Source organism: Domibacillus sp. F004, from assembly GCF_057814295.1.
Genome location: NZ_JBVATB010000002.1, coordinates 441593 through 461569 on the forward strand (window position 1 = coordinate 441593; position 19977 = coordinate 461569).

A 19977-nucleotide genomic window follows, 5' to 3' on the forward strand; every position below is an offset into this window, starting at 1 on the left:
GGGGAAGATTGATTTGAGTGAAAAGCATTGGAAATGTGATCACTGCAAGCACGACAACGGCCATCAACGCAAGAACTGTGCACGCTGCAACGGCCATCATCGTTGTGAGCATGATAAAAAGGAAGAGGAGGATAAACGTAAAAAAATGCACAATGGAGATGATTTGAAAGAATTTCGTTATGACGAGCCTCGTAGCATGCCGATGCAAGACCCATTAAAAGTGGTTCATAAAGGCGAGGAAGACGTATTAGCGAAAATTAAGTTTTGTCCGAAAGATGACAAAGATCATGATGATAAAGACAAATGTAACGGGCATCATGTAGTGTGGTTGGCTGCTACAGTAGGGTGGAAATCAGACAACTTTATTCCAGTGGAACAATTTGGTGATATTATTGTACTGTTCCGAATTAGAAAAGGATCCAAAAATGGAGAAGTTATTTTTGCGACAAAACAGGGGATTGGTGAAGATGAACTCGAGCAAAGAGCGGAAACAACAAGCTTTATTCATGTAGATCCGTTGTTTAAAAACAAATTTACTTCTTGTGACGACGATGACGATGAAACAAAATACTTCTTAACAGCAGAAGTTGTTGAAGATAGCGTTTTTGATAGAGCGTTAATTGTTGGTCCAGTCGTGTTTACAGCAGCTAAAATCGGCTAACATTCATTTTAAAAAGTAGATGAGGCAGACTCAATCTCTTTCATTTTAAGAGATTGAGTGTTTTTTTGTTTCAACAAAAATTTTTTTAGGAAGCTGCTTTTAGTTTTGAATCAGTGGAATAAGGTGTTTTGCCTGTAAGTACGAGATGGATCGAAACGGCCAGTAACATAAGATTGAGTTCGAATCCATCGTTTGTGAACAATCGCTATCTTAAAATCAGGTTGATAGAATATTTTAATAAAATGTAAAAACTATTTTCTAAAGATGGTTAGATGAACTATACCGTCAATTCAAGCATTCATACTATGAAGTATACCAATTATGTTAGTTGGTTGTTTAAAAAAAATAGAACTAAGGGAAGGGAGAAGATTGTATTGAGTGAAAAGCATTGGAAATGTGATCACTGCAAGCACGACAACGACAATCACCGCAAGAACTGTGGACGCTGCAACAGCTATCATCGTTGTGAGCAGGACAAACATGAAGAGGAGGATAAACGCAAAAAAATGCACGATCAAGATGATTTGAAAAAATTTCGTTATGATGAGCCTCGTAGCATGCCGATGCAAGATCCGTTGAAAGTAGTTCATAAAGGCGAGGAAGACGTATTAGCGAAAATTAAATTCTGTCCGGAAGATGACAAAGACCATGATGATAAAGACAAATGTAACGGGCATCATGTAGTGTGGTTAGCTGCGACAGTAGGGTGGAAATCAGACAACGTTATTCCAGTGGAACAATTTGGCGATATTGTCGTACTGTTCCGAATTAGAAAAGGATCAAAAAATGGCGAGGTCATTTTTGCGACAAAACAGGGAATTGGTGTGGATGAACTCGAGCAAAAAGCGGAAACAACAACGTTTATTCATGTAGATCCTATGTATAAAAATAAATTTACTTCTTGTGACGACGATGACGATGAAACAAAATACTTCTTAACAGCAGAAGTCGTTAAAGATAGCGTTTTTGATAGAGCGTTAATTGTTGGCCCGGTTGTCTTTACAGCAGCTAAAATTGGCTAAGACTTTTTAAAAAATAACAAAGCAGGCTTCTTCTCTTATTGTTAGGGGAGGGGGCCTTCTTTTTTTATCATTAAAACCAAAATTCGGCACAGTGCAGATGGAAATTTAAAAACGAAAAAAGGGGGTAAAGAAAGAGAAGAAAGGTGGGTTTTTATGAGTGAGTTAAAAATTAAAAAAGTATCACAGACACCGGACCGCATTTCCTTTAGTTGGACGGGGAATGGACAAGCTTTCCGAGTGTTTAAAGAAGGCAAGGAAGTATACAACGGGCCCAATACTGAATTTACCGATAGGGGGTTAACGGGGGGCACGCTTTATTCTTATTTGATCGAAACAGACAACGAGTCGCTGAAAATACAGACGGCTACAGCTGTAGAGAGGGAAGAGAAAAATAAGGATATTCCACTTCAGGAGCTCATTCTAACGACTGTTATAAAAGAAAGCGAAGTGGCGATCGCCTGGGAAGGGATTAGAGGGGTCGAGGAATACGAAATTTACCGGAATGGTGATTATGCCGGGACGGTCAAGGAAGCGGGGTTTTATGATCATGGACTGAATGAGGATGAATGGTACACCTACCGCATAAAAGCAACACGTTTTATGCAAATGGCAGATGAAGAGGAGACAGAGGAACCGTCGCTTATTTCGAAAATAATTGAATTTATCAAGTTTACAGAAAATGAAGACGATGCGCTCGTTGAAACATTTTTTATCGACAAAGAAATCGGCCGGCTGTCGTCCCATTTGAACCGTGAGCCTGTGGATCGCGAAAAAGACTGGTTTATTCGGTATATGACGTTTTTGAAAGAAAAGTGGGTGTTGAATCCAAATCTGTTTTCAAAGACGCGGTTTTTTGCGGGGGATGACCGTGCGTTTAATCCGGGTTCCAGCAAGTACAGGACGCGTGCAGATGTAAAAGTAAGCGGCAGTGAAGTGTCGCTTGCGCGGGATGTGGGCGAGTCGAAAGGGTACTCGTGGAACAAGCAGCTGCTGGAGCAGGATAAGGCGTCTAATGAAGGAATTGAAGTGAAAACGGTGCAGGAGGACTCAGAGAAAGTGTCGTTTTTATTGACCCATTCGGTTAGCAATCCGCTTATGATGGCACCGTCGATCGTATATGAAGTGTACATGACCTTTTACAAAAATGGAGTGTTTGACTTGAGCGGGGAGCATGACGAAGCGCCGCATCATGAAGTGTATATAAAGCAAAACGGTACTTCATGGAAGCCGCTACATCAATCGAAAAGCTGCGGATTGGGACGACTCGCTCCACCAACAGCCAACCGGTTTTGGCGTTTTTCAACTGTTTAAAATGGGCTGATTGGAAAATGGGTGAGCGCTGCTATTGAATAAACAGGTTATCTAGTAGCAAGGAAGGGCGGGTGTAATAAATAAAGTGAAGATAGAGCAGATGGGGCTTAAAACAATAGGACTCACTCCCTTTATTTATAAGGGAATGAGTCTTTTTTCATTTCCTTTTCAGGAAGCTGCTTTTAGTTTTGAATCAATAGAATATGGTGTTTTGTCTGTGAGTACGAGATGGATCGAAACGGCCAGTAATATAAGGTCGAGTTCGTATCCACCGTTTAAGAATCCGGCAGATAGTTTGACGGTGAAAATGGCGCCGAGTAAAATAAGAGCGAACAGGGCGGCAATGATCCGGGTACCGAGACCAATCATCATTGCAATGCCACCGATCAGTTCAATGCCGCCAACGATATACGCCATAAAACCAGGAATGCCGACGCTGTCAAAAAATCCGGCCATGTTGCCGATGCCGCCTTGAAATTTGACGAGTCCGTGGATGAAGAAAATAAGGCCAAGAACAACTCGTAAAATGACTGTGCCAATTTGCATAAATATGCCCCTTTCCAATGTAAACTACAGGTTGTAGTGAATGAATACTACAATTCGTAGTATACATGAAATATATGGGAAAGATTGTTAAGATTTTGTTTCAAACATGTTACAGATTTGGAAGGCTGCATTTCTCTCAAGAGTTGTTCGCTAAAAGTTCCGCCCTTTCTCTTCTTTTAGGAGATGTAAGTGGGATGTTTTGCGAAAAAGAACCCTAAAGCTTCAGCCGCGGGAGCGGTCAGATAAACGATTCTTGACTCAGAACCGTTCTCACACTACAATGAGTAATGTGAGGTGGCCATCGAATGAAAATACAAAAGTTTAACATGAACGAAAGCGGTTTGAAGCGTTTTTTCGGTCCCCTTGAAGCGAAAATAATGGACATACTCTGGAGCGGCGAAGAGCGGACCATTAAAGAGGTGCAGCTTGAGCTCGAAAAAGAGAAAGCAACGAATTTCAATACAGTTATGACCGTGATGAACCGGCTCGTCGAAAAAGGTCTTTTACAGAAACGGGCGGAAGGCAGAACGACGATGTATAAGCCGGTATTAACGAGAGAAGAGTTTGTCAATACGCAGTCAAAAGAGATGACGCATGAATTGATGGATGAATTCGGAAGCGTTGTCGTCAGTCATATGATTGACGCGCTCGATGATGCGGATGATGATCTCGTCGCCCGGCTCGAGCAAAAAATAAAAGAATTGAAGAAGGAACGATAACGTATGTCCAAACGTCAGACGAAAACGATGTTTATCGCGTGTCTCATCATTGCGGGAACAATTTTTACGCAAATGGGGCTGTATGTTTTGTCCATGTTCGCCGGCCTAGATATGCGGTTTAATCTTATTGTTGTCTGTCATAATGCGATGAAGGCATTCGGGCTGTCTTTTCTTAAATACGCACTCGATGCGCTCGTGTTCAGTACGTTGCTGCTGTCGATCTGGAAATTGGGAACGCAGTGGTATTATGCAGCCCGCATGAAAAGATTTTTTAATCCGTATATAGATTACTCACTTACGCGGGAAATGAATGAAACATATGGAAGAGACATTCACATCATTTCGTATCCCGTGCCGATTGCAGTGACGATGGGGTTTTTTCGCCCGAAAATTGTGCTCTCAACAGGCCTTCGGGAAATGTTGAGTAACGATGAATTTGAGGCAGTCGTGCATCATGAAATCCATCATCAACAAAACCATGATCCGCTGAAGGTTTTCATCGTGTCATTTTTCGCGTCGATTATGTGGTACATGCCCATTTTAAGATGGGTACGGGAGCAGTATAAGATTGCGAAAGAGCTGCTTGCTGATGAATATACGATTCATCAGCAAGGGTCATCGGTTGATCTTGGCAGTGCGCTCCTTAAAATGTTAAAAGCAGGCAGGCAGATGAAGATGCCGTTTTCGTACGTTTCATTTGCGGATACGTCCGTTAATTATCGCATTCATTATATACTGGATCCGTTAACCGAATTCTCTTTGAATGTGCCGCTGAAGTCAGCTGTTACATCGTTGTCTATTTTTACGATCATTTGTGTATTATTCATTTACGCCTTGTCGTAAATGATCTTTTTTCATCAATTACACTACATCATGTAGTATTTAGGAGTGAAAGGTTTTGGCCAAAGGAATATTTTGGGTTGTTGGGTTATTTGCTGTTTGTATGGCTGGTGTTATTTTTTTATCAAACGCAGCAGAAAAGGCGGCACATATTGAATACGCGAGCCAGCCGTTTGTCGGAGAAAAATCAGCACCGGTCAATATTGTGGAGTTCGGGGATTATAAATGCCCGGTATGTAAAGATTTCAACGATTCGTTTTTTCCGTTGATCGATCAAGAACTTGTGCAGACAGGAAAAGCGAAGTTTTATTTTATGAATTATTCGTTCATTAATGTCGATTCAAATCGTTCAGCGCAGTTTGCAGAAGCCGTGTATCAGGAACTGGGAAATGAGAAGTTCTGGAAGTTCCATGAATTGATGTACAGCAAACAGCCGGCGGATTTATCGTTTGAAAAGGTTGATTTATATACAAATGAGTTTTTAGAAGAAACATTGGCTGAAATCGCGACGAAGGAAGAAGTCGCAAGCGTCATGAGTATTGTCGAGAACGGCGGATCAATGGGTGCGTGGGAAAAAGATACAGAGACGGCGAAACAACTCGGTGTATCTGGCACACCTACTTTGTTTGTAGATGGAAAAGAGTTTACAGGAAACTCTTTTGATGATCTGGTTGAAATGGTGGAAGAGGCCGCAGCAGATGGTGAATAAACCCCTTCTCGCTGCTTGGCTGGCAGCGATTATAGCGACGCTCGGCAGTTTGTTTTTCAGTGAGCGGATGGAGTTTGTGCCGTGTACCCTTTGCTGGTATCAGCGCATTTTAATGTACCCGCTCGTCGTGCTGCTCGGCATTGCGTTTTACCGGAATGACCGTCATATCTATCGGTACATTTTGCCGCTGTCCGTTTCTGGAATGGGCATGTCAGGGTATCATTATGCCCTTCAAAAAGTGCCAGCCGTGCAGAAATTTGAAATGTGCACGAGCGGTGTGCCGTGTTCAGGAGAATATATTAATGTATTCGGCTTTATCACCATTCCGTTTCTCGCACTGATCGCATTTACGATTGTGACGGTGATGATGGTCGTCTTATGGAAAAAGACGGAAGCGTAATGTTAAATAAAAATAAAAGGATAGATAAAAGCAGATTGATATTATCCGCTTTGTCTATCTTTTTTTGTGCTGCATATGATCTTATGAAGGTTTACCAATAGATTTTTGTGTTTAGTACCAGTTGTTCAAATTTGAAGAAATTTTTTAGTTCAGCATGAGAGCTCATTATAAATGAACAAATGGTATAAAGCTCCAAACCAATTCTTACTTCATAAATGCATTGTGGACCGGTGATATTCCTTTAATCTTTTATCTTTTTATATAGATTTTCGGTGTATAAAATCTCAATATATGTATGAGTTGATCTCCCATATACGAAGATGATTGTATAAAATCATTGTCAATCCATTCTAGTATCAATCCAATAATACCATGTATCCGATACGTGCTAAAAAGATTTATATCAATATTAGGATCTATCTCAGTAAACGAGAATTCAAACTCTTCTCTGAATAACTGATCTAATCTTTTTCTCATTTTTTCATGAAAATTATAGTTTGTAGTTGGACTCAGCATAAGCTTGTAAAATTTTTTATTTTCTAAGAAATGATCAAATAAGACAATTGAATTAGAAGGTATTTCATTGAAATCTACAACTGATAAATTGAGATATGGTTTCCTATAAGCTTCGGTCATTTTTTCAAACATCTCATCAATTATCTCATCCAATAAATCTTCCTTTTTTTCAAAGTGGGCATAAAAAGTTCCTCGATTGTAATCCGCAGCTTTTACGATTTCTGTAATCGTAATGTTATGAAAACATTTTTCTTCCATCAACGATAATAAGACAGTTTTGAACTTCTCTTTTGTTCTTTTTACACGTTTATCGGGATGTGGTATAGGCATATGAAAGCTCCTTTTTACACTTTTAACGTACAAAATTAATTCATCTGTTGATTATCATACATTTCTCTTATTATTGCATATTGAAGCCCTTTCATATATGTTTTATGCTTGAATTGTTTCAGATATCTCGCATTCGAGATAAATTCCAATTAATTATTTAGTCATTTTCAGCATAAGGGAGAAGATCAATATGACAAGATTAGCAGGAAAAGTAGCAATCGTAACAGGTGCCGGTTCTGGTATGGGGCGTGCAACTGCAAAATTATATGCAAAAGAAGGCGCTAAAGTTGTTTTAGCTGAGTTTAACGAAGCTTCAATGAATGAGACGCTCGAAGATATTAAAGCAGCTGGTGGTACAGCTGTTGCAATTAAAACAGATGTATCAAAAGAAGTAGATGTAGAAGCAATGATTCAAAAAGCTTTAGATGAGTACGGTAAATTAGATATCTTAGCAAATATTGCTGGAATTTTTGATAATATGGCATCAGTTGAAAACACTTCAAACGAATTATTTGAACGTGTAATGGGTGTTAACTTAAACGGTCAATTTTATGCATGCCGTTCTGCAATCAAAGTATTTAAAGAACAAGAATCTGGCGGAACAATCGTAAATGTTGCATCAATTGCTGGTTACCTAGGTGCTCGTGGTGGAGCAGTTTACACAATGTCAAAACACGCTGTAATCGGGCTTACAAAAAATATAGCAGCATTTTATGGTCGAGAAAACGGTAAGATCCGTGCAAATGTAATTGCACCAGGTTCAATTGCAACTGGTATGACGGCTGCTATAACAAATTTAGATCCACTTGGTGCAGAAACATTTGGAGATCTTGGACCGTTTAACGGAGGGGAAGCTGAAGATATCGCAGCAACTGCATTATTCCTCGGTTCAGACGAATCTAAATTCATCAATGGTGAAGTCGTTACAGTTGATGGTGCTTGGACAGCACGCTGATAATTCCAATTATTACTAAATAGTAAATAATATTCATTGAAGAAGGAAAATATATAAAGGATTTTCAAAAACACGCAATCTAAGTGTAGATGAAAAACTGCAATCTGAGAGGATGAGTGATTGAAATGACGTTTCCAGTATTAGAGGGTAAAGTAGCAATTATAACAGGTGCAGCAATGGGTATGGGACTTGCTACAGCAAAACTTTTTGCAGAAGCAAAAGCGAAAGTAGTAGTTGCCGACTTTAACGAAGAAAAAGGACAAGCAGCAGTTTCTGAAATTGAAGCTAATGGAGGAACTGCATATTTTGTAAAAGTTGATATTTCTAAAGCAGATCAAGTTAAAAAAATGATTGATGCTACCGTAGAAAAATATGGTCGTCTTGATGTAGCTGTTAATAACGCAGCTTTAACTCCAGATGATAAACCAGCTGCAGAGTTTGATGAAGATTACTGGAACAAGTTAATCTCTGTTGATCTTACAGGAACGGCACTATGTTTGAAATATGAACTACAACAAATGATTAAACAAGGTCAGGGTGGATCTATTGTTAACATTTCATCTGTTAGTGGCTTCCGACCTCAACCAAACAATATTGCTTATGTTGCTGCTAAACATGGTGTAGTAGGAATGACAAAGGTTGCCGCATTAGAAAATGGCGACAAAAATATTCGTGTAAATTCCGTGGCGCCAGGTGCAATTGATACACCAATGCTTCGCGGAGCTTTAGAACAGTTTGGATTAAACGAAGCAGACTATGCTCCACAGCTTAGTCTGTTGAATCGATTTGGAAAAGCCGAAGAAGTTGCCCAAGCTAGCCTTTGGTTAGCATCAGACCAGTCATCTTATGTAACTGGAACAACTATACATGCTGATGCTGGTTACACTAGTCGTTAATCAAAAACTAAATTGTCCACAATGAAGAAACCCAGCTAATCTTCTAATGTGAAGGTAGCTGGGTTTTAAAGTTGGATGTGCAAAATAGCACTTAAAATAAGCGCAAATTATCTCCTAAAGTGACAATTTTAAAGTAAACGTAAGATTTGTCTCAAAATGCTTATCGTTAAGGAGACACAGGTTTTCGCACAGCCTAATTGTGTAATCAACGCAGATTAAATAGTGACAATCAAAAGAGCTATCCGATACGTCGTTACAATTTTGACGTATCGGACAGCTCTTTTTTGTTACGTTCTATCTTACAACCGGCTATCTTCGGAGTGGACGGCAATGAGTAAGACCGCCTCTTCTTCTCCGATATTTTTTACGAAGTGGGGCACGCTCGCATTCCAACTGAATGAATCGCCTTCCTTCGCAATGATAGAATCTTCGCCTTGTTCGGCAAGAACCGTGCCTTTTAGGACGAGATGACTTTCTTCTCCTTCGTGGGCGATGGCTTCACCGGTTGAGGCACCAGGCGGTACTTCGACGTGCATCATTCGCAGGCCGCTCCTTGAAGTGAGATGTTCTATTTTAATGTCATTAAACGTTGTGTATACTCTTTCTTCTTTCCTCACAACCTTCATATGCTGTTTTTTTTCAAGAAGCAAGTAGGGCAGCGGAACGTCTAGAAAGGTTGCAATCGCTTGCAGCGTATTAAGAGAGGGAGACGTATTGTCGTTTTCGATGTTGCTGATAAATCCTTTAGACAGCCCTATTTGTTCGCTCATTTGTGCAATCGTTATTTTCTTTCGTTTCCGAATATCCCGTATTTTTGAGCCGATCTCCACGTTCATTCCTCCAAAAATAGTGGTATGTAGACTACATCGTAACATAAGTGTATTGACAGTATCTATAGAATAATGTTATTTTATAAAAAACAAATATTCATATTAGAATACAATATTCATCAAGCGAAAGGAGAAAAAGATGCCGATTATACACATAACGATGCTGGAAGGCAGAGAGGATGAAACAATTAAGCAGTGTATACGTGATGTAACGCATACGGTCCAGAAATCATTGGATATTCCATTGGAAAGCATTCGTATAGTCGTCGAGGAAGTGCCGAAAAATCGATTTGCTGTTGGAGGCACGTTAAAAAGCGAAGTTTGATGAAAAATAAAGAATATTTGGCTTTTTTTTACCGAAATTGTTCACTAATAAGAATATTATATTTCTAAATAGATATAAAAGGAGGGTGTTGAAAAGATGGAAACCGAGCTTGTTTATGAACTTCGCCGTCCGGAACACATGGAACAGGGAAAGAAATATCCAGCCATTTTCATAATGCACGGAATGGGAAGCAATGAACAGAATATGTTGCCTCTCGTCTCAGGAATGGATAAAAATCAGTTTGTTTTCAGTATAAGAGGTCCTATCGAACAGCCGCCCGGTTATGCTTTTTTCACGATTCAAGGATTCGGAAATCCGCATAGAGACGCATTTGACAGCGCAATAAATAAACTTGAGAATTTCATTGAATATGCGGTGGAAGAGTACCCGGTTAATACCGATGAGCTCTTTTTAATGGGGTTTAGCCAAGGAGCGATTCTTTCGATGACACTTGGACTAAAGCTCGGAAACCGTATAAAAGGGATTATAGCGCTAAGCGGTTATATTCCTGCTTTCGTAAAAGAAGAGTACGACATTCAACCGATGGATCAAGTGGCGGCATTCATTTCACATGGCGAGCATGATCAAGTCCTTCCTTATGAATGGGGTGTGAATGCAGAAGCATTTTACAAACAGCATGGAGCTGCTTCAACATTTATGGCCTATCCGGAAGGTCATACCGTATCCAACGAAAACTACGATGATTTTACGGCGTGGTTCAAAAATGTATCTAATCAATAATAAAAACTTAGGAGGAAATAAATATGAATAAATTAGGAGTAAGTATATTCTTATTAAGAATGGTGTTAGGAATTAGTTTCTTCGTACACGGGCTCGTCAAATTTCAAGGCGGTATTGGCAATACGGCTGGGTGGTTTGAAAGTATCGGGATCCCTGGATTTTTAGCCTATGTTGTGGGAACAATCGAATTGGTGGGCGGAATTGCACTTATTTTGGGCCTTGGCACACAAATTGTATCTGCATTGCTCGCAATCGTGATGATTGGGGCTATACTAAAAGTGAAACTCGCCATCGGTTTCTTAGGAACAGCGGAAATGGCCGGTTACGAACTTGATCTTGCCTTTTTGGTTATCGCTCTATTCTTAGCGGTAAATGGAAGTAAGCTTTGGTCAGTGGATGGGGCTTTATTTCATAAAAATGCAAATGAGTAAGCTGTAGAAGGGAGACGTCTATGGAATTAGGGTTAAAAGGCAAAGTCGCACTGATTACGGGTGCAAGTAAAGGGATTGGACTAGAAACCGCTCTGCAATTAGTAAAGGAAGGCGTAAAGGTCACGATATGTGCACGAAACAGTGCCAATCTACAGGCTGCTGCGAATCGTATTTTTGAAGAAACAGGTGTGCATGTGTTTCATAGCGAAGCGGATGTGACGAACGAAGAAGATTGCAAACGAATTGTCGCGTCGACTGTAGAGAAATATGGACGATTGGACATTGTCGTCAATAATGCGGGCACTTCCTCAGCTAACTCATTTGAACAAGTGGGGACGGAACTTTGGCACCAAGACCTTGATTTGAAATTATTCGGTGCTATCCATTGTTCTCGCTATGCGATTCCCTACATGCGGCAAGTTGGCGGCGGCGCGATTGTGAACGTGACAGCGGCTGTTGCCAAAACACCGCCAGCCTCTTCCTTGCCGACTACGGTGAGCCGAGCGGCAGGCATGGCCCTTACAAAAGCGATGAGCAAAGATCTCGGTCCGGACAACATCCGGGTGAACACTGTCTGCATCGGTTTGATTCGAAGTGATCAAATCGAAAAAAAGTGGAAACAACAAGCACCGGAGCTTACATGGGAACAATATGCAATGAAAAAAGATCATCACATTCCTCTTGGCCGAATCGGGAACACAGACGAGGCAGCGAACGTCATCACCTTCCTCGTTTCAGATGCTGCCTCCTACGTAACAGGGACCGCTGTGAATATAGACGGTGGACTAGCGGGCGCATTGTAGGGAACGGTCATCCAGCAAAATGGATAGATAAAAACGAAGAAAGGAAGATCATAAAAATGGAAGATTTTCATCGCGAACCAAATACATTTGTCGGACCGCTTAGTATAAACGTCATGAATGTAGAGGCCGCACTCGCTTTTTATCAAGAAGTAATCGGTTTTCAAGTGTTGGAACAAACAGACCGTAAAGCGGTCTTAACAACAGATGGAAAAACAGCGTTATTAACGCTTGAGCAGCCTATTGATGTTACACCGAAAGAAGGAAGAACATCCGGTTTATATCACTTTGCCATCTTACTGCCTAATCGTGCGGACTTGTCTATCTTTTTACGGCATTTGCTTCAGACAGGCTACCGTTTTGGCGCGTCGGATCATCTTGTAAGTGAAGCACTCTACATTACGGATCCAGACGGAAATGGCATTGAAGTGTACAGAGACCGGCCTTCTTCTGAATGGACGTGGGCCAATGGGGAAGTCTCGATGGTAACGGACCCTTTGAATGGAGAAAGCCTTCTTGCCGAAAGCGATTCAGAATGGAACGGGCTGCCGGCTGATACGATTATGGGTCATATTCATTTGCACGTATCCGATCTGCAAAAAGCAGAAGAATTTTATATAAAAGGACTCGGTTTTACGGTCGTCAGTCATTATCCTCAAGCTGTTTTTATGGCTACTGGCGGGTACCATCATCATATTGCGATTAATACATGGCAAGGTGCAGGTGCCCCCGCTCCGCAGAAAAGCAGCGTTGGGTTAAACTGGTATACGATCGTCTTTCCACATGAAGAGGCGAGAGGAAAAGCGATCGAACAATTGCAGGGAATAGGTGCTTCCGTGATAGCTGAAGATGATTTTTTTGTGACGGAAGATCCAGCAGGAAATCACATTCGATTAGTCGTTTGAAAAATACTCAAGGGGCAAAACAACATATAATAAAGCGGCTGTCTTCCTTCTAAAAGGGGCAGCCGCTTTATTTTGTTCAAACCGGAGCATTACGCTTTTTGTGATGTAAGGTGAGCATCAAACGCATCAATAATATCAAGAAAGTGGTCTGCTTCCCGGTAGACGTGATCAGCAAGAAGCGCGGGAATGTTGCTCTTAATTTTACAAGCTTCAATTAAATCCCGTGCTGTTTTCTTAAAGTCCCGCAGCGACACAACAGACACCCGATTCTGATCAAGAAACTGCTCCAATAGTGGTTTTGTTTCAGATTGTGGACGCATGCTGTCCAAATCTTGTGCTTGGAAAAGAAGTTGATCGAAATCATTGCTGAACTCTTGGGCTTGGTCAACGAGTTTCCGCTCGGAAGGATCTAACAAATGGCCGATAAACTTCGCGTGGTCTGCCATGATCTTTAAGAAAAAGACATTTTCTTTAATAATGGCTTCAGGTAAAGGTTTCAGTTTTCCTTCATTCAATTCCTTCAATCGTTTCGCAAAATAATACGCTTCCCGGCTTACATGGTCAACTAATAATGGATAATTATTTGAAGTGATTTTACAACTTAATATGAGTCCGAGTACTTTTCGTTTATAAGCCCAAATAGAAGCAACTGCTTGATACACTTGAATGTTTAGTTTTCGAATGACCTCGGGATCCGTTTTTTCATTATACTGGCTAACTTGTTCTTCAATCCGTTCAAATATCACAATAAATTGTTTGGCTTCTTTAATAAGTTCTGTCTGATCAGCGGTAAATCCGAGACTTAAAAAGAAAGCGTGTTCTTTCATAATCCGTGACCAAAATCGAATTTCCTCCAATGATTGTGTCACAAATGTAGGAATCGCCCACTCACCTCTCTCGTTGTATTTCCCACGCCTATTGTATTCGAAGAGAGAGGACTTCATGTTGGTTTCTCTTGAAATAAGTTTCCATCAGAAAAAGAGCCAGAACATGACAGATAAAGTGGAGAAATCATGGTAAATATGCCTCGTATTTATTCAAATCTGTCTATGGTATATTATGAGGACATGATCGTAGGAGGCTTTATGTTGATTAACGATATACTGAAAGAGGCAGAGGACTTTATTCGTTCTCGTTACAGAGAACTACATAAAACGGATCAGGAACTAGAAAATAGGCTAAGTTATATTAAGAAAGAGTTAGGAAGCAAAGGGTATTATGAACATACAGCAGAAGAATTGGAATATGGAGCAAAAATGGCTTGGCGAAATAGTAATCGTTGTATAGGAAGATTATTTTGGGATCATTTACATGTAATAGATAAGAGACATGTAAACACAGAAGAAGAAATCATTGAGGCTTTATTTGAGCATATAGAGACGGCAACGAATAAAGGCCGTATACGCCCTGCCATCACGATTTTCCCGCAGAAAACGACTCGTAAAACGGTACGTATATGGAATCACCAATTAATTCGTTACGCAGGTTATCAGATGGAACAAGGTGTTATAGGAGACCCGGCCTCCTTGGCTTTTACGGAGGTATGCCTAAAGCTCGGATGGGAACCAAAATTTGGTCAATTTGATGTTTTACCGTTAGTCATTCAAATGAATGAGCAACGTCCACGTTTAGTTGATATTCCAGATAAACTCCTTCTTGAAGTTCCTATTCGTCACCCTGATTATCAATGGTTTGAAGATTTACAACTTAAATGGTATGCCGTCCCCATGGTCTCGGATATGAAGCTTGAAATAGGAGGCATTACGTATACAGCAGCCCCTTTTAATGGGTGGTACATGGGCACGGAAATAGGGGCGCGAAATTTGGCTGACGAAGGGCGATATAATATGCTTCCTCAAATAGGATCTTTAATGGAATTGGATGTAAAAAGCAATAGGTCTTTATGGAAGGATCGGGCATTGCTGGAATTGAATACAGCTGTGTTACATTCTTTTAAGGAAGATGGGGTTAGTATCGTTGACCATCATACGGCGGCCCAACAGTTTAAAAAATTTGAAGAAAAAGAAACGGGTATGGGTAGATCCGTTACAGGTAATTGGGCCTGGCTCATCCCGCCAATATCACCAGCTGCCACACATATTTATCATAAAACCTATAAAAATGAGATTCAAAAGCCGAATTATTTTTATCAAACTTCACCGTATTAATTTATTAGTAAAGCCAACAATTCAGCATTTTTATACCCTGCGTCTTGTTATGTGATTAAAGACGAACGAAAAAATAATCGAATAAAATTGGAGAGGAAAGGCTTACTTTGTCTGTTTTTTTACAATTAAATACAATATTTATTAGTATTTTAATAGAAGCATTTCCGTTTGTGTTAATTGGGGTTTTTGTCGCAGGATTTATCCAGATGTTTGTTAGTGAAGAAATGGTGGCAAAAGTAGTGCCGAAAAACCGCTTTCTGGCCGTTTTATATGGAACCATGATTGGGGCTTTATTTCCGGCTTGTGAATGTGGAATTGTTCCGATTGTCCGCAGGTTATTGTTAAAAGGGGTCCCTCTTCATACAGCCATTCCTTTTATGTTAACAGGACCCATTATTAATCCTATCGTATTATTTTCTACTTATATCGCTTTTGGAAATCAGTGGAATATGGTGCTGTATCGGGGTGGATTGTCTTTGATTGTTGCCCTTTTAATTGGTATTCTTTTATCTTATCAATTTAAAGGCAATGAACTCTTGAAAAAAGCAGCTCATACACACAGTCATCAGTCTGCTTCTCAAACATTCTCAAAGAAGTTTATCAATATGCTTCGTCATGCGGTGGATGAATTTTTTTCTGTTGGTAAATATTTAATTATGGGCGCTTTTATCGCCGCATCGATGCAGACCTTTTTGAAAACGTCTACATTGATTGAACTTGGTCAAACAGAGGTAACATCTTCACTGGTCATGATGGGATTGGCCTATATTTTATCGCTATGCTCAGAGGCGGATGCTTTTATCGCCTCGTCCTTTAGAGGAACATTTTCAACGGGTGCATTGGTGGCCTTTCTCGTTTTTGGACCGATGGTTGATATTAAAAATATGTTAATGATGCTTAGTGTATTTAACAAACGATTTGTTTTTAATTTAATTGGTCTTATTGCGTTGTTTGTTTTCCTGGGCTCATTACTGTTGTAAGGAAGGAGAAAACAAATGTTTCGTGCATTGGTTTTAATGGTCTTTACGTATTTCTTTTGGCATCTTCATACATCAGGTAACATATCGAAATATATTAATATGAAATATGAGTATATTTCGTATATCGCTATTTTTACGTTTGCTATTCTCACGATTGTGCAAATATATAACGTTGCCACAACTTCTGAAGAGGAGCCTTGCTGTGATCATTCACATGAGCATGAAAAAGATAAGCCGCTGTTTTGGAGATGGATACATTATGGGATTTTTATTTTTCCATTGGCGACAGGACTTTTTTTGCCAATTGCAACGCTTGATTCAACTCTTGTAAAATCGAAGGGGTTTTCTTTCCAAGCAATTGAAGAGGTTGAAGCATCCGATCAATATGCCCAGACTCAATATTTACGGCCTGATACAAGTGTGTATTATGGAAAAGAAGGATACGATGAATTGATGGAAGAAGAGCTGAAGGAATTCACCTCTAAAAAGAGCGTTGTTTTAAAGGATGATAACTACTTAAAAGGAATGGAAACCATTTATAACTTCCCTGGTGAATTTATGAACAAAACGATTGAGTTTGATGGTTTTTCTTTTAAAGGAGAATCGGTGAATGATCATCAACTCTTTGTACTACGCTTTGGTGTTATTCATTGCGTAGCAGATTCAGGAGCCTTTGGCATGTTAGTAGAATTTCCCGAAGAAATGGATCTTCAGGATGACGAATGGATCCATGTAAAAGGGACGTTATCATCCGTATATTATCAGCCATTTAAAGCAACAATTCCGTTTCTCTTAGTAGAGGAGTGGAATACGATTGAAGAGCCTGAAGATCCTTACACTTATCGAATGTCCTAGATTTGTAATAGCGATGGAAATTAAAGAAATATAAAAAGTGAGGCCCCAAACTTACAGTGTCAATCCCAGAATGGGAATCCAAGAAAGCACTTATTCCGGGGGGGGGGGGGGATGAATGAAACCACGGGTTCAACAATCAGCTGATCGATGAGACATTAGCGACGTTTAACATCGATCGTTCGCCTGGTAATCGCAGGAATCCCCCGTCTTAACAAAGTAAGAGGGGGAGTTTAAGTATTGCGCGCAAGATATTGCCGTCTTATGTGGAGGGTGTCCAGGTTCTGTTCAAAGCATTACAGCACGGCTGCCTGCCAATTGAAAAATAATCAATCTTATATTCCGATACATTGTCTAAAGAGTAACAGTTTCGGCCATCAAATAGAACCGGTCTCTTCATCAACTTTTCGTATTGACCGAGAGAGAATGTTTTAATTTCATCCCAATCCGTATTGATAAAGACCATATCTGTATCCATCAGTGTTTCTTCAATAGACGATGCATACTGAATTTTTTCTCCCATCATTTTTTTTGTATTTTCCATTGCTTTTGGGTCATAAGCCGTAACGGATACACCATTTGCTAGTAACTCGTTTATGATCATGATGGACGGTGATTCACGAATATCATCGGTATTAGGCTTAAATGCGAGGCCTAATACCGATGCTTTTTTTTCGTTTAAGTTCCCAAAGTAATTTTTTGCTTTTTCCACCAATACATAGCGTTGACGGCTATTCACTTTCATCACGGCCTTTAAAATGTCCGCTCTCTCTCCGGCTTCTTCGCTCATTTTCAGCATTGCCCGGGTGTCTTTCGGAAAGCAAGAACCTCCGTATCCAATTCCAGCCTTCAGGAACTCACGGCCAATTCGGGAATCAAGCCCCATTCCGGCCGCCACCTCTTCAATGTCAGCTCCCACTTTTTCACATAGATTCGCGAGTTCGTTTATAAAGCTGATTTTCATGGCCAAAAAAGCATTGGAACTGTATTTAATCATTTCTGCACTATGAAGATCTGTTTTAAAAACAGGAACATTAAATGGTTTATTTATTTCTTCAATGATTGCGGCAGACTCCGGACAATCCGAACCGATAACGATTCGGTCTGCGCAAAAAACATCCCGGATTGCGGAACCTTCTCTTAAAAACTCAGGGTTTGACACCATGGTGATGTTTCGTGTTTTTCGTGCATTTCTTTGGATGACTTGCTTGATATTCGTATTTGTCCCCACAGGAACCGTGCTTTTCGTTACAACAATGATATTATTTTTGTTCGTATATTCACCGATTGTAGCAGCCGCATTGTGAATATACGTAAGGTCAATATCGCCGTTTCGCCGTTTTGGTGTCCCTACCGCAATGTAAATGATGTCCGCGTCTGATAAGGCTTCTTCTGGGCTGTCTGTAAAAAATAAACGCCGGTTGTTCACATTCTTTTTCAATAATTTATCGAGCCCAGGTTCATAAAAAGGGGAGGTACCTGTATGTAAGAGGTTCACTTTTTTTTTATCAACATCGTAGCATATCACTTGGTGGCCTATCTCTGATAAACAGACACCCGTTATCAGGCCCACGTGCCCTGCGCCTATGATTGTAATGTTATTCATAATAATTCCTCTCACTGCATAATAGTATAACTTAGCTGCCTTCTTATTTTGTACAAAAAAACAAAGTACATGAATCGATACTGTAAGTCAAATAAAAAGAGTTCGTTATTTTTAAAATTTTGTTGACATTGAAAATCATTCTCTCTATAATTCGAAATGTAAATGAAAATCATTATCAAAATATATAAAATTAATGGGACAGGGGATAGTTTTATGAAGAAAAGAGAATTAAAACGAATTTTTGCAAAATTTTTAATAGTAGGTGCCAGCGCAACGCTTTTAACGGCTTGTAGCGGCGGTGGAGAAACAAAGGAACCTGCAGAAACGACTGAAGAAACAGCAGCACCAGAAGAAGAAACGAATAAAGCGGAAACGGATGATGCAGCAACAGAAGAAGTAAACTACGCTCAAGTATTTGACGAAGCAAAGACGGAACTCGATAAAGCAAAAGAAGGAAAAGAAGTAGATTATGACAAAGTGACGGAACTTTATACAGCTAACTTGCAAGGTTTAGTTCAGGAGCGCGATGCAGAAAATGAAAGCAAGCATGACGAGCAAATTACAGCGGCACTGGCAGCTGGTAAAGACGGTTCAATGGACAAAGTGGTTGTAAAGCAAATTTTTGATAAATTAATGCAAAAAGTGTTCTACACAACGATGAAGCATGAATTTACGGAAGTGGAAGAAAACTGGAAAGATAAAGAAGCAGTCAAAGCGGAAGTTGAGGAAGCAAAAGAATTTTACGCGATCCTTAAATCAACCGTTGAAAAGCGCGATGCTGCGAATGAAACATTAATGGTAGATGCGATTGCCGGTGGGTTTGATGAAATCGATAAAGCGGTTGAAGCCGATGATTTGCTTGCTTTCAAACTAGGTAAACAAGTAGTAGATAAAACGTTAATGAAAACATTTTATTTGGCAACAGGTGCGATTCCAAACGGCTACGCAACAAAAGCGGCTGAAGAAGCGACAAAAGATGAGCAGCTGGCAAAAGTGGAACAAGCAGAAGGATGGGCTTTTTATCAGTCACTTTCAAAATATTTAACAAACCATGCGCCGGAAGATGCGGCTTTTATTGAAAAACAATTTGATTTGCAGACAGATGTTAAAACATTGGATGCGGCTCAAGTAAACAAAGCATTTGTACGTGGATTTGCTCAAACGGCGATTGACGAGTACACAGAAAGCATTGAATTGTGGGGAGAAGACAAATCGGTTATTACGGCTTTAGAAGGTGCCCTGTTCATTGATGTAATTGGACAAGACATTAAAACATTGCTTGGCGAGGAAGCTTATACACAATTAACAGAACAAGCACAGCAGTATCTTGAAGCAGCAAAAGCAAAAGATAAAGCAGCAGGCGAGCCTGTATTAAAGGAATTGGAAGCCACATTGCAAACCGTTATTGAAAAAGCAAAGTAAAATTTCTTTTTC

Annotated in this window: 23 protein-coding genes; 18 read left to right on the top strand and 5 right to left on the bottom strand. The window is 40.0% G+C overall.

The window, feature by feature from the left end; all coding sequences use genetic code 11:
- The first annotated feature begins 13 nt into the window (after window positions 1–13).
- The 3 genes from ACZYRN_RS07700 (at window position 14) to ACZYRN_RS07710 (ending at window position 2994) form a co-directional block, all read left to right on the top strand.
- Window positions 14–661 (top strand): hypothetical protein, encoded by a 648-nt coding sequence (locus ACZYRN_RS07700; protein WP_488910944.1) that lies wholly within the window; start codon window positions 14–16, stop codon window positions 659–661.
- A 374-nt stretch (window positions 662–1035) separates the two neighbouring features.
- On the top strand, window positions 1036–1683 hold the full coding sequence (locus ACZYRN_RS07705) for a hypothetical protein (protein ID WP_488910945.1): 648 nt from the start codon (window positions 1036–1038) through the stop codon (window positions 1681–1683).
- Between the two features lie 153 nt (window positions 1684–1836).
- Window positions 1837–2994: a DUF3238 domain-containing protein gene (locus ACZYRN_RS07710; RefSeq protein ID WP_488910946.1), complete on the top strand. Its 1158-nt coding sequence runs from the start codon at window positions 1837–1839 to the stop codon at window positions 2992–2994.
- A 168-nt stretch (window positions 2995–3162) separates the two neighbouring features.
- Here ACZYRN_RS07710 and ACZYRN_RS07715 read toward each other — a convergent pair whose 3' ends face one another.
- Window positions 3163–3540 (bottom strand): DoxX family protein, encoded by a 378-nt coding sequence (locus tag ACZYRN_RS07715; protein WP_488910947.1) that lies wholly within the window; start codon window positions 3538–3540, stop codon window positions 3163–3165.
- A 305-nt stretch (window positions 3541–3845) separates the two neighbouring features.
- Here ACZYRN_RS07715 and ACZYRN_RS07720 point away from each other — a divergent pair, with 305 nt between their 5' ends.
- From ACZYRN_RS07720 to ACZYRN_RS07735, 4 genes are read left to right on the top strand one after another with little or no spacing between them, the layout of a single operon-like run.
- A complete protein-coding gene (locus tag ACZYRN_RS07720) occupies window positions 3846–4259 on the top strand; it encodes a BlaI/MecI/CopY family transcriptional regulator (protein ID WP_488910948.1) in 414 nt (137 codons plus the stop codon).
- Window positions 4260–4262: 3 nt separating this feature from the next.
- Window positions 4263–5102: a M56 family metallopeptidase gene (locus ACZYRN_RS07725; protein ID WP_488910949.1), complete on the top strand. Its 840-nt coding sequence runs from the start codon at window positions 4263–4265 to the stop codon at window positions 5100–5102.
- Window positions 5103–5157: 55 nt separating this feature from the next.
- A complete protein-coding gene (locus tag ACZYRN_RS07730) occupies window positions 5158–5808 on the top strand; it encodes a DsbA family protein (RefSeq protein WP_488910950.1) in 651 nt (216 codons plus the stop codon).
- Entirely contained in the window at window positions 5801–6208 is a 408-nt protein-coding gene (locus tag ACZYRN_RS07735) for a disulfide oxidoreductase (RefSeq protein WP_488911131.1), read from the top strand. Before ACZYRN_RS07730 ends, ACZYRN_RS07735 begins: the two co-directional genes overlap by 8 nt.
- A 249-nt stretch (window positions 6209–6457) precedes the next feature.
- On the opposite strand, the gene ACZYRN_RS07740 is transcribed toward ACZYRN_RS07735, so the two are convergent.
- The gene (locus ACZYRN_RS07740; RefSeq protein ID WP_488910951.1) at window positions 6458–7054 is read right to left on the bottom strand and encodes a TetR/AcrR family transcriptional regulator; all 597 of its coding nucleotides are present in this window, start codon (window positions 7052–7054) and stop codon (window positions 6458–6460) included.
- A 190-nt stretch (window positions 7055–7244) separates the two neighbouring features.
- On the opposite strand from ACZYRN_RS07740, the gene ACZYRN_RS07745 reads away from it, so the two are divergent.
- Window positions 7245–8009: an SDR family NAD(P)-dependent oxidoreductase gene (locus ACZYRN_RS07745; protein ID WP_488910952.1), complete on the top strand. Its 765-nt coding sequence runs from the start codon at window positions 7245–7247 to the stop codon at window positions 8007–8009.
- A gap of 125 nt (window positions 8010–8134) precedes the next feature.
- Window positions 8135–8905, top strand: coding sequence for an SDR family NAD(P)-dependent oxidoreductase (locus ACZYRN_RS07750; protein ID WP_488910953.1), 771 nt, complete (start codon window positions 8135–8137; stop codon window positions 8903–8905).
- A 299-nt stretch (window positions 8906–9204) separates the two neighbouring features.
- Here the strand turns inward: ACZYRN_RS07750 and ACZYRN_RS07755 are convergent, their stop codons facing one another.
- Complete coding sequence (locus ACZYRN_RS07755; RefSeq protein ID WP_488910954.1) at window positions 9205–9735, bottom strand: helix-turn-helix domain-containing protein; 531 nt, start codon at window positions 9733–9735, stop codon at window positions 9205–9207.
- A 118-nt stretch (window positions 9736–9853) separates the two neighbouring features.
- Here ACZYRN_RS07755 and thmT point away from each other — a divergent pair, with 118 nt between their 5' ends.
- The 5 genes from thmT (at window position 9854) to ACZYRN_RS07780 (ending at window position 12937) form a co-directional block, all read left to right on the top strand.
- Window positions 9854–10060, top strand: a complete 207-nt coding sequence (gene thmT, locus ACZYRN_RS07760; protein WP_488911132.1) for a 2-hydroxymuconate tautomerase — start codon at window positions 9854–9856, stop codon at window positions 10058–10060.
- Between the two features lie 96 nt (window positions 10061–10156).
- Window positions 10157–10801: an alpha/beta hydrolase gene (locus ACZYRN_RS07765; protein WP_488910955.1), complete on the top strand. Its 645-nt coding sequence runs from the start codon at window positions 10157–10159 to the stop codon at window positions 10799–10801.
- A 23-nt stretch (window positions 10802–10824) separates the two neighbouring features.
- Window positions 10825–11232 carry a DoxX family protein gene (locus tag ACZYRN_RS07770; protein ID WP_488910956.1) on the top strand — a complete coding sequence of 136 codons (408 nt, stop codon included), beginning with the start codon at window positions 10825–10827 and terminating at the stop codon, window positions 11230–11232.
- 20 nt (window positions 11233–11252) lie between these two features.
- Complete coding sequence (locus ACZYRN_RS07775; RefSeq protein ID WP_488910957.1) at window positions 11253–12035, top strand: SDR family NAD(P)-dependent oxidoreductase; 783 nt, start codon at window positions 11253–11255, stop codon at window positions 12033–12035.
- Between the two features lie 56 nt (window positions 12036–12091).
- The gene (locus ACZYRN_RS07780) at window positions 12092–12937 is read left to right on the top strand and encodes a VOC family protein (RefSeq protein WP_488910958.1); all 846 of its coding nucleotides are present in this window, start codon (window positions 12092–12094) and stop codon (window positions 12935–12937) included.
- Window positions 12938–13026: 89 nt separating this feature from the next.
- Here ACZYRN_RS07780 and ACZYRN_RS07785 read toward each other — a convergent pair whose 3' ends face one another.
- The gene (locus tag ACZYRN_RS07785) at window positions 13027–13881 is read right to left on the bottom strand and encodes a DUF2935 domain-containing protein (protein WP_488910959.1); all 855 of its coding nucleotides are present in this window, start codon (window positions 13879–13881) and stop codon (window positions 13027–13029) included.
- Between the two features lie 141 nt (window positions 13882–14022).
- Here ACZYRN_RS07785 and ACZYRN_RS07790 point away from each other — a divergent pair, with 141 nt between their 5' ends.
- The 3 genes from ACZYRN_RS07790 to ACZYRN_RS07800 all read left to right on the top strand — a co-directional run bounded on the left by ACZYRN_RS07790 (window position 14023) and on the right by ACZYRN_RS07800 (window position 16940).
- Window positions 14023–15105, top strand: coding sequence for a nitric oxide synthase oxygenase (locus ACZYRN_RS07790; RefSeq protein ID WP_488911133.1), 1083 nt, complete (start codon window positions 14023–14025; stop codon window positions 15103–15105).
- 107 nt (window positions 15106–15212) lie between these two features.
- Window positions 15213–16085, top strand: coding sequence for a permease (locus tag ACZYRN_RS07795; protein WP_488910960.1), 873 nt, complete (start codon window positions 15213–15215; stop codon window positions 16083–16085).
- Between the two features lie 15 nt (window positions 16086–16100).
- Complete coding sequence (locus ACZYRN_RS07800; protein ID WP_488910961.1) at window positions 16101–16940, top strand: TIGR03943 family putative permease subunit; 840 nt, start codon at window positions 16101–16103, stop codon at window positions 16938–16940.
- Window positions 16941–17199: 259 nt separating this feature from the next.
- Here the strand turns inward: ACZYRN_RS07800 and ACZYRN_RS07805 are convergent, their stop codons facing one another.
- The gene (locus ACZYRN_RS07805; RefSeq protein WP_488910962.1) at window positions 17200–18543 is read right to left on the bottom strand and encodes a UDP-glucose dehydrogenase family protein; all 1344 of its coding nucleotides are present in this window, start codon (window positions 18541–18543) and stop codon (window positions 17200–17202) included.
- Window positions 18544–18756: 213 nt separating this feature from the next.
- On the opposite strand from ACZYRN_RS07805, the gene ACZYRN_RS07810 reads away from it, so the two are divergent.
- Window positions 18757–19965 (top strand): hypothetical protein, encoded by a 1209-nt coding sequence (locus ACZYRN_RS07810; RefSeq protein ID WP_488910963.1) that lies wholly within the window; start codon window positions 18757–18759, stop codon window positions 19963–19965.
- Window positions 19966–19977: the final 12 nt, after the last annotated feature.

Coding starts and splice junctions, on each gene's coding strand:
- ACZYRN_RS07785 (WP_488910959.1), bottom strand. CDS start 13,881: ATGAAGTCCTCTCTCTTCGAATACAATAGGCGTGGGAAATACAACGAG.
- ACZYRN_RS07775 (WP_488910957.1), top strand. CDS start 11,253: ATGGAATTAGGGTTAAAAGGCAAAGTCGCACTGATTACGGGTGCAAGT.
- ACZYRN_RS07725 (WP_488910949.1), top strand. CDS start 4,263: ATGTCCAAACGTCAGACGAAAACGATGTTTATCGCGTGTCTCATCATT.
- ACZYRN_RS07715 (WP_488910947.1), bottom strand. CDS start 3,540: ATGCAAATTGGCACAGTCATTTTACGAGTTGTTCTTGGCCTTATTTTC.
- ACZYRN_RS07745 (WP_488910952.1), top strand. CDS start 7,245: ATGACAAGATTAGCAGGAAAAGTAGCAATCGTAACAGGTGCCGGTTCT.
- ACZYRN_RS07710 (WP_488910946.1), top strand. CDS start 1,837: ATGAGTGAGTTAAAAATTAAAAAAGTATCACAGACACCGGACCGCATT.
- ACZYRN_RS07780 (WP_488910958.1), top strand. CDS start 12,092: ATGGAAGATTTTCATCGCGAACCAAATACATTTGTCGGACCGCTTAGT.
- ACZYRN_RS07765 (WP_488910955.1), top strand. CDS start 10,157: ATGGAAACCGAGCTTGTTTATGAACTTCGCCGTCCGGAACACATGGAA.
- ACZYRN_RS07770 (WP_488910956.1), top strand. CDS start 10,825: ATGAATAAATTAGGAGTAAGTATATTCTTATTAAGAATGGTGTTAGGA.
- ACZYRN_RS07810 (WP_488910963.1), top strand. CDS start 18,757: ATGAAGAAAAGAGAATTAAAACGAATTTTTGCAAAATTTTTAATAGTA.
- ACZYRN_RS07805 (WP_488910962.1), bottom strand. CDS start 18,543: ATGAATAACATTACAATCATAGGCGCAGGGCACGTGGGCCTGATAACG.
- ACZYRN_RS07720 (WP_488910948.1), top strand. CDS start 3,846: ATGAAAATACAAAAGTTTAACATGAACGAAAGCGGTTTGAAGCGTTTT.
- ACZYRN_RS07750 (WP_488910953.1), top strand. CDS start 8,135: ATGACGTTTCCAGTATTAGAGGGTAAAGTAGCAATTATAACAGGTGCA.
- ACZYRN_RS07790 (WP_488911133.1), top strand. CDS start 14,023: ATGTTGATTAACGATATACTGAAAGAGGCAGAGGACTTTATTCGTTCT.
- ACZYRN_RS07800 (WP_488910961.1), top strand. CDS start 16,101: ATGTTTCGTGCATTGGTTTTAATGGTCTTTACGTATTTCTTTTGGCAT.
- ACZYRN_RS07740 (WP_488910951.1), bottom strand. CDS start 7,054: ATGCCTATACCACATCCCGATAAACGTGTAAAAAGAACAAAAGAGAAG.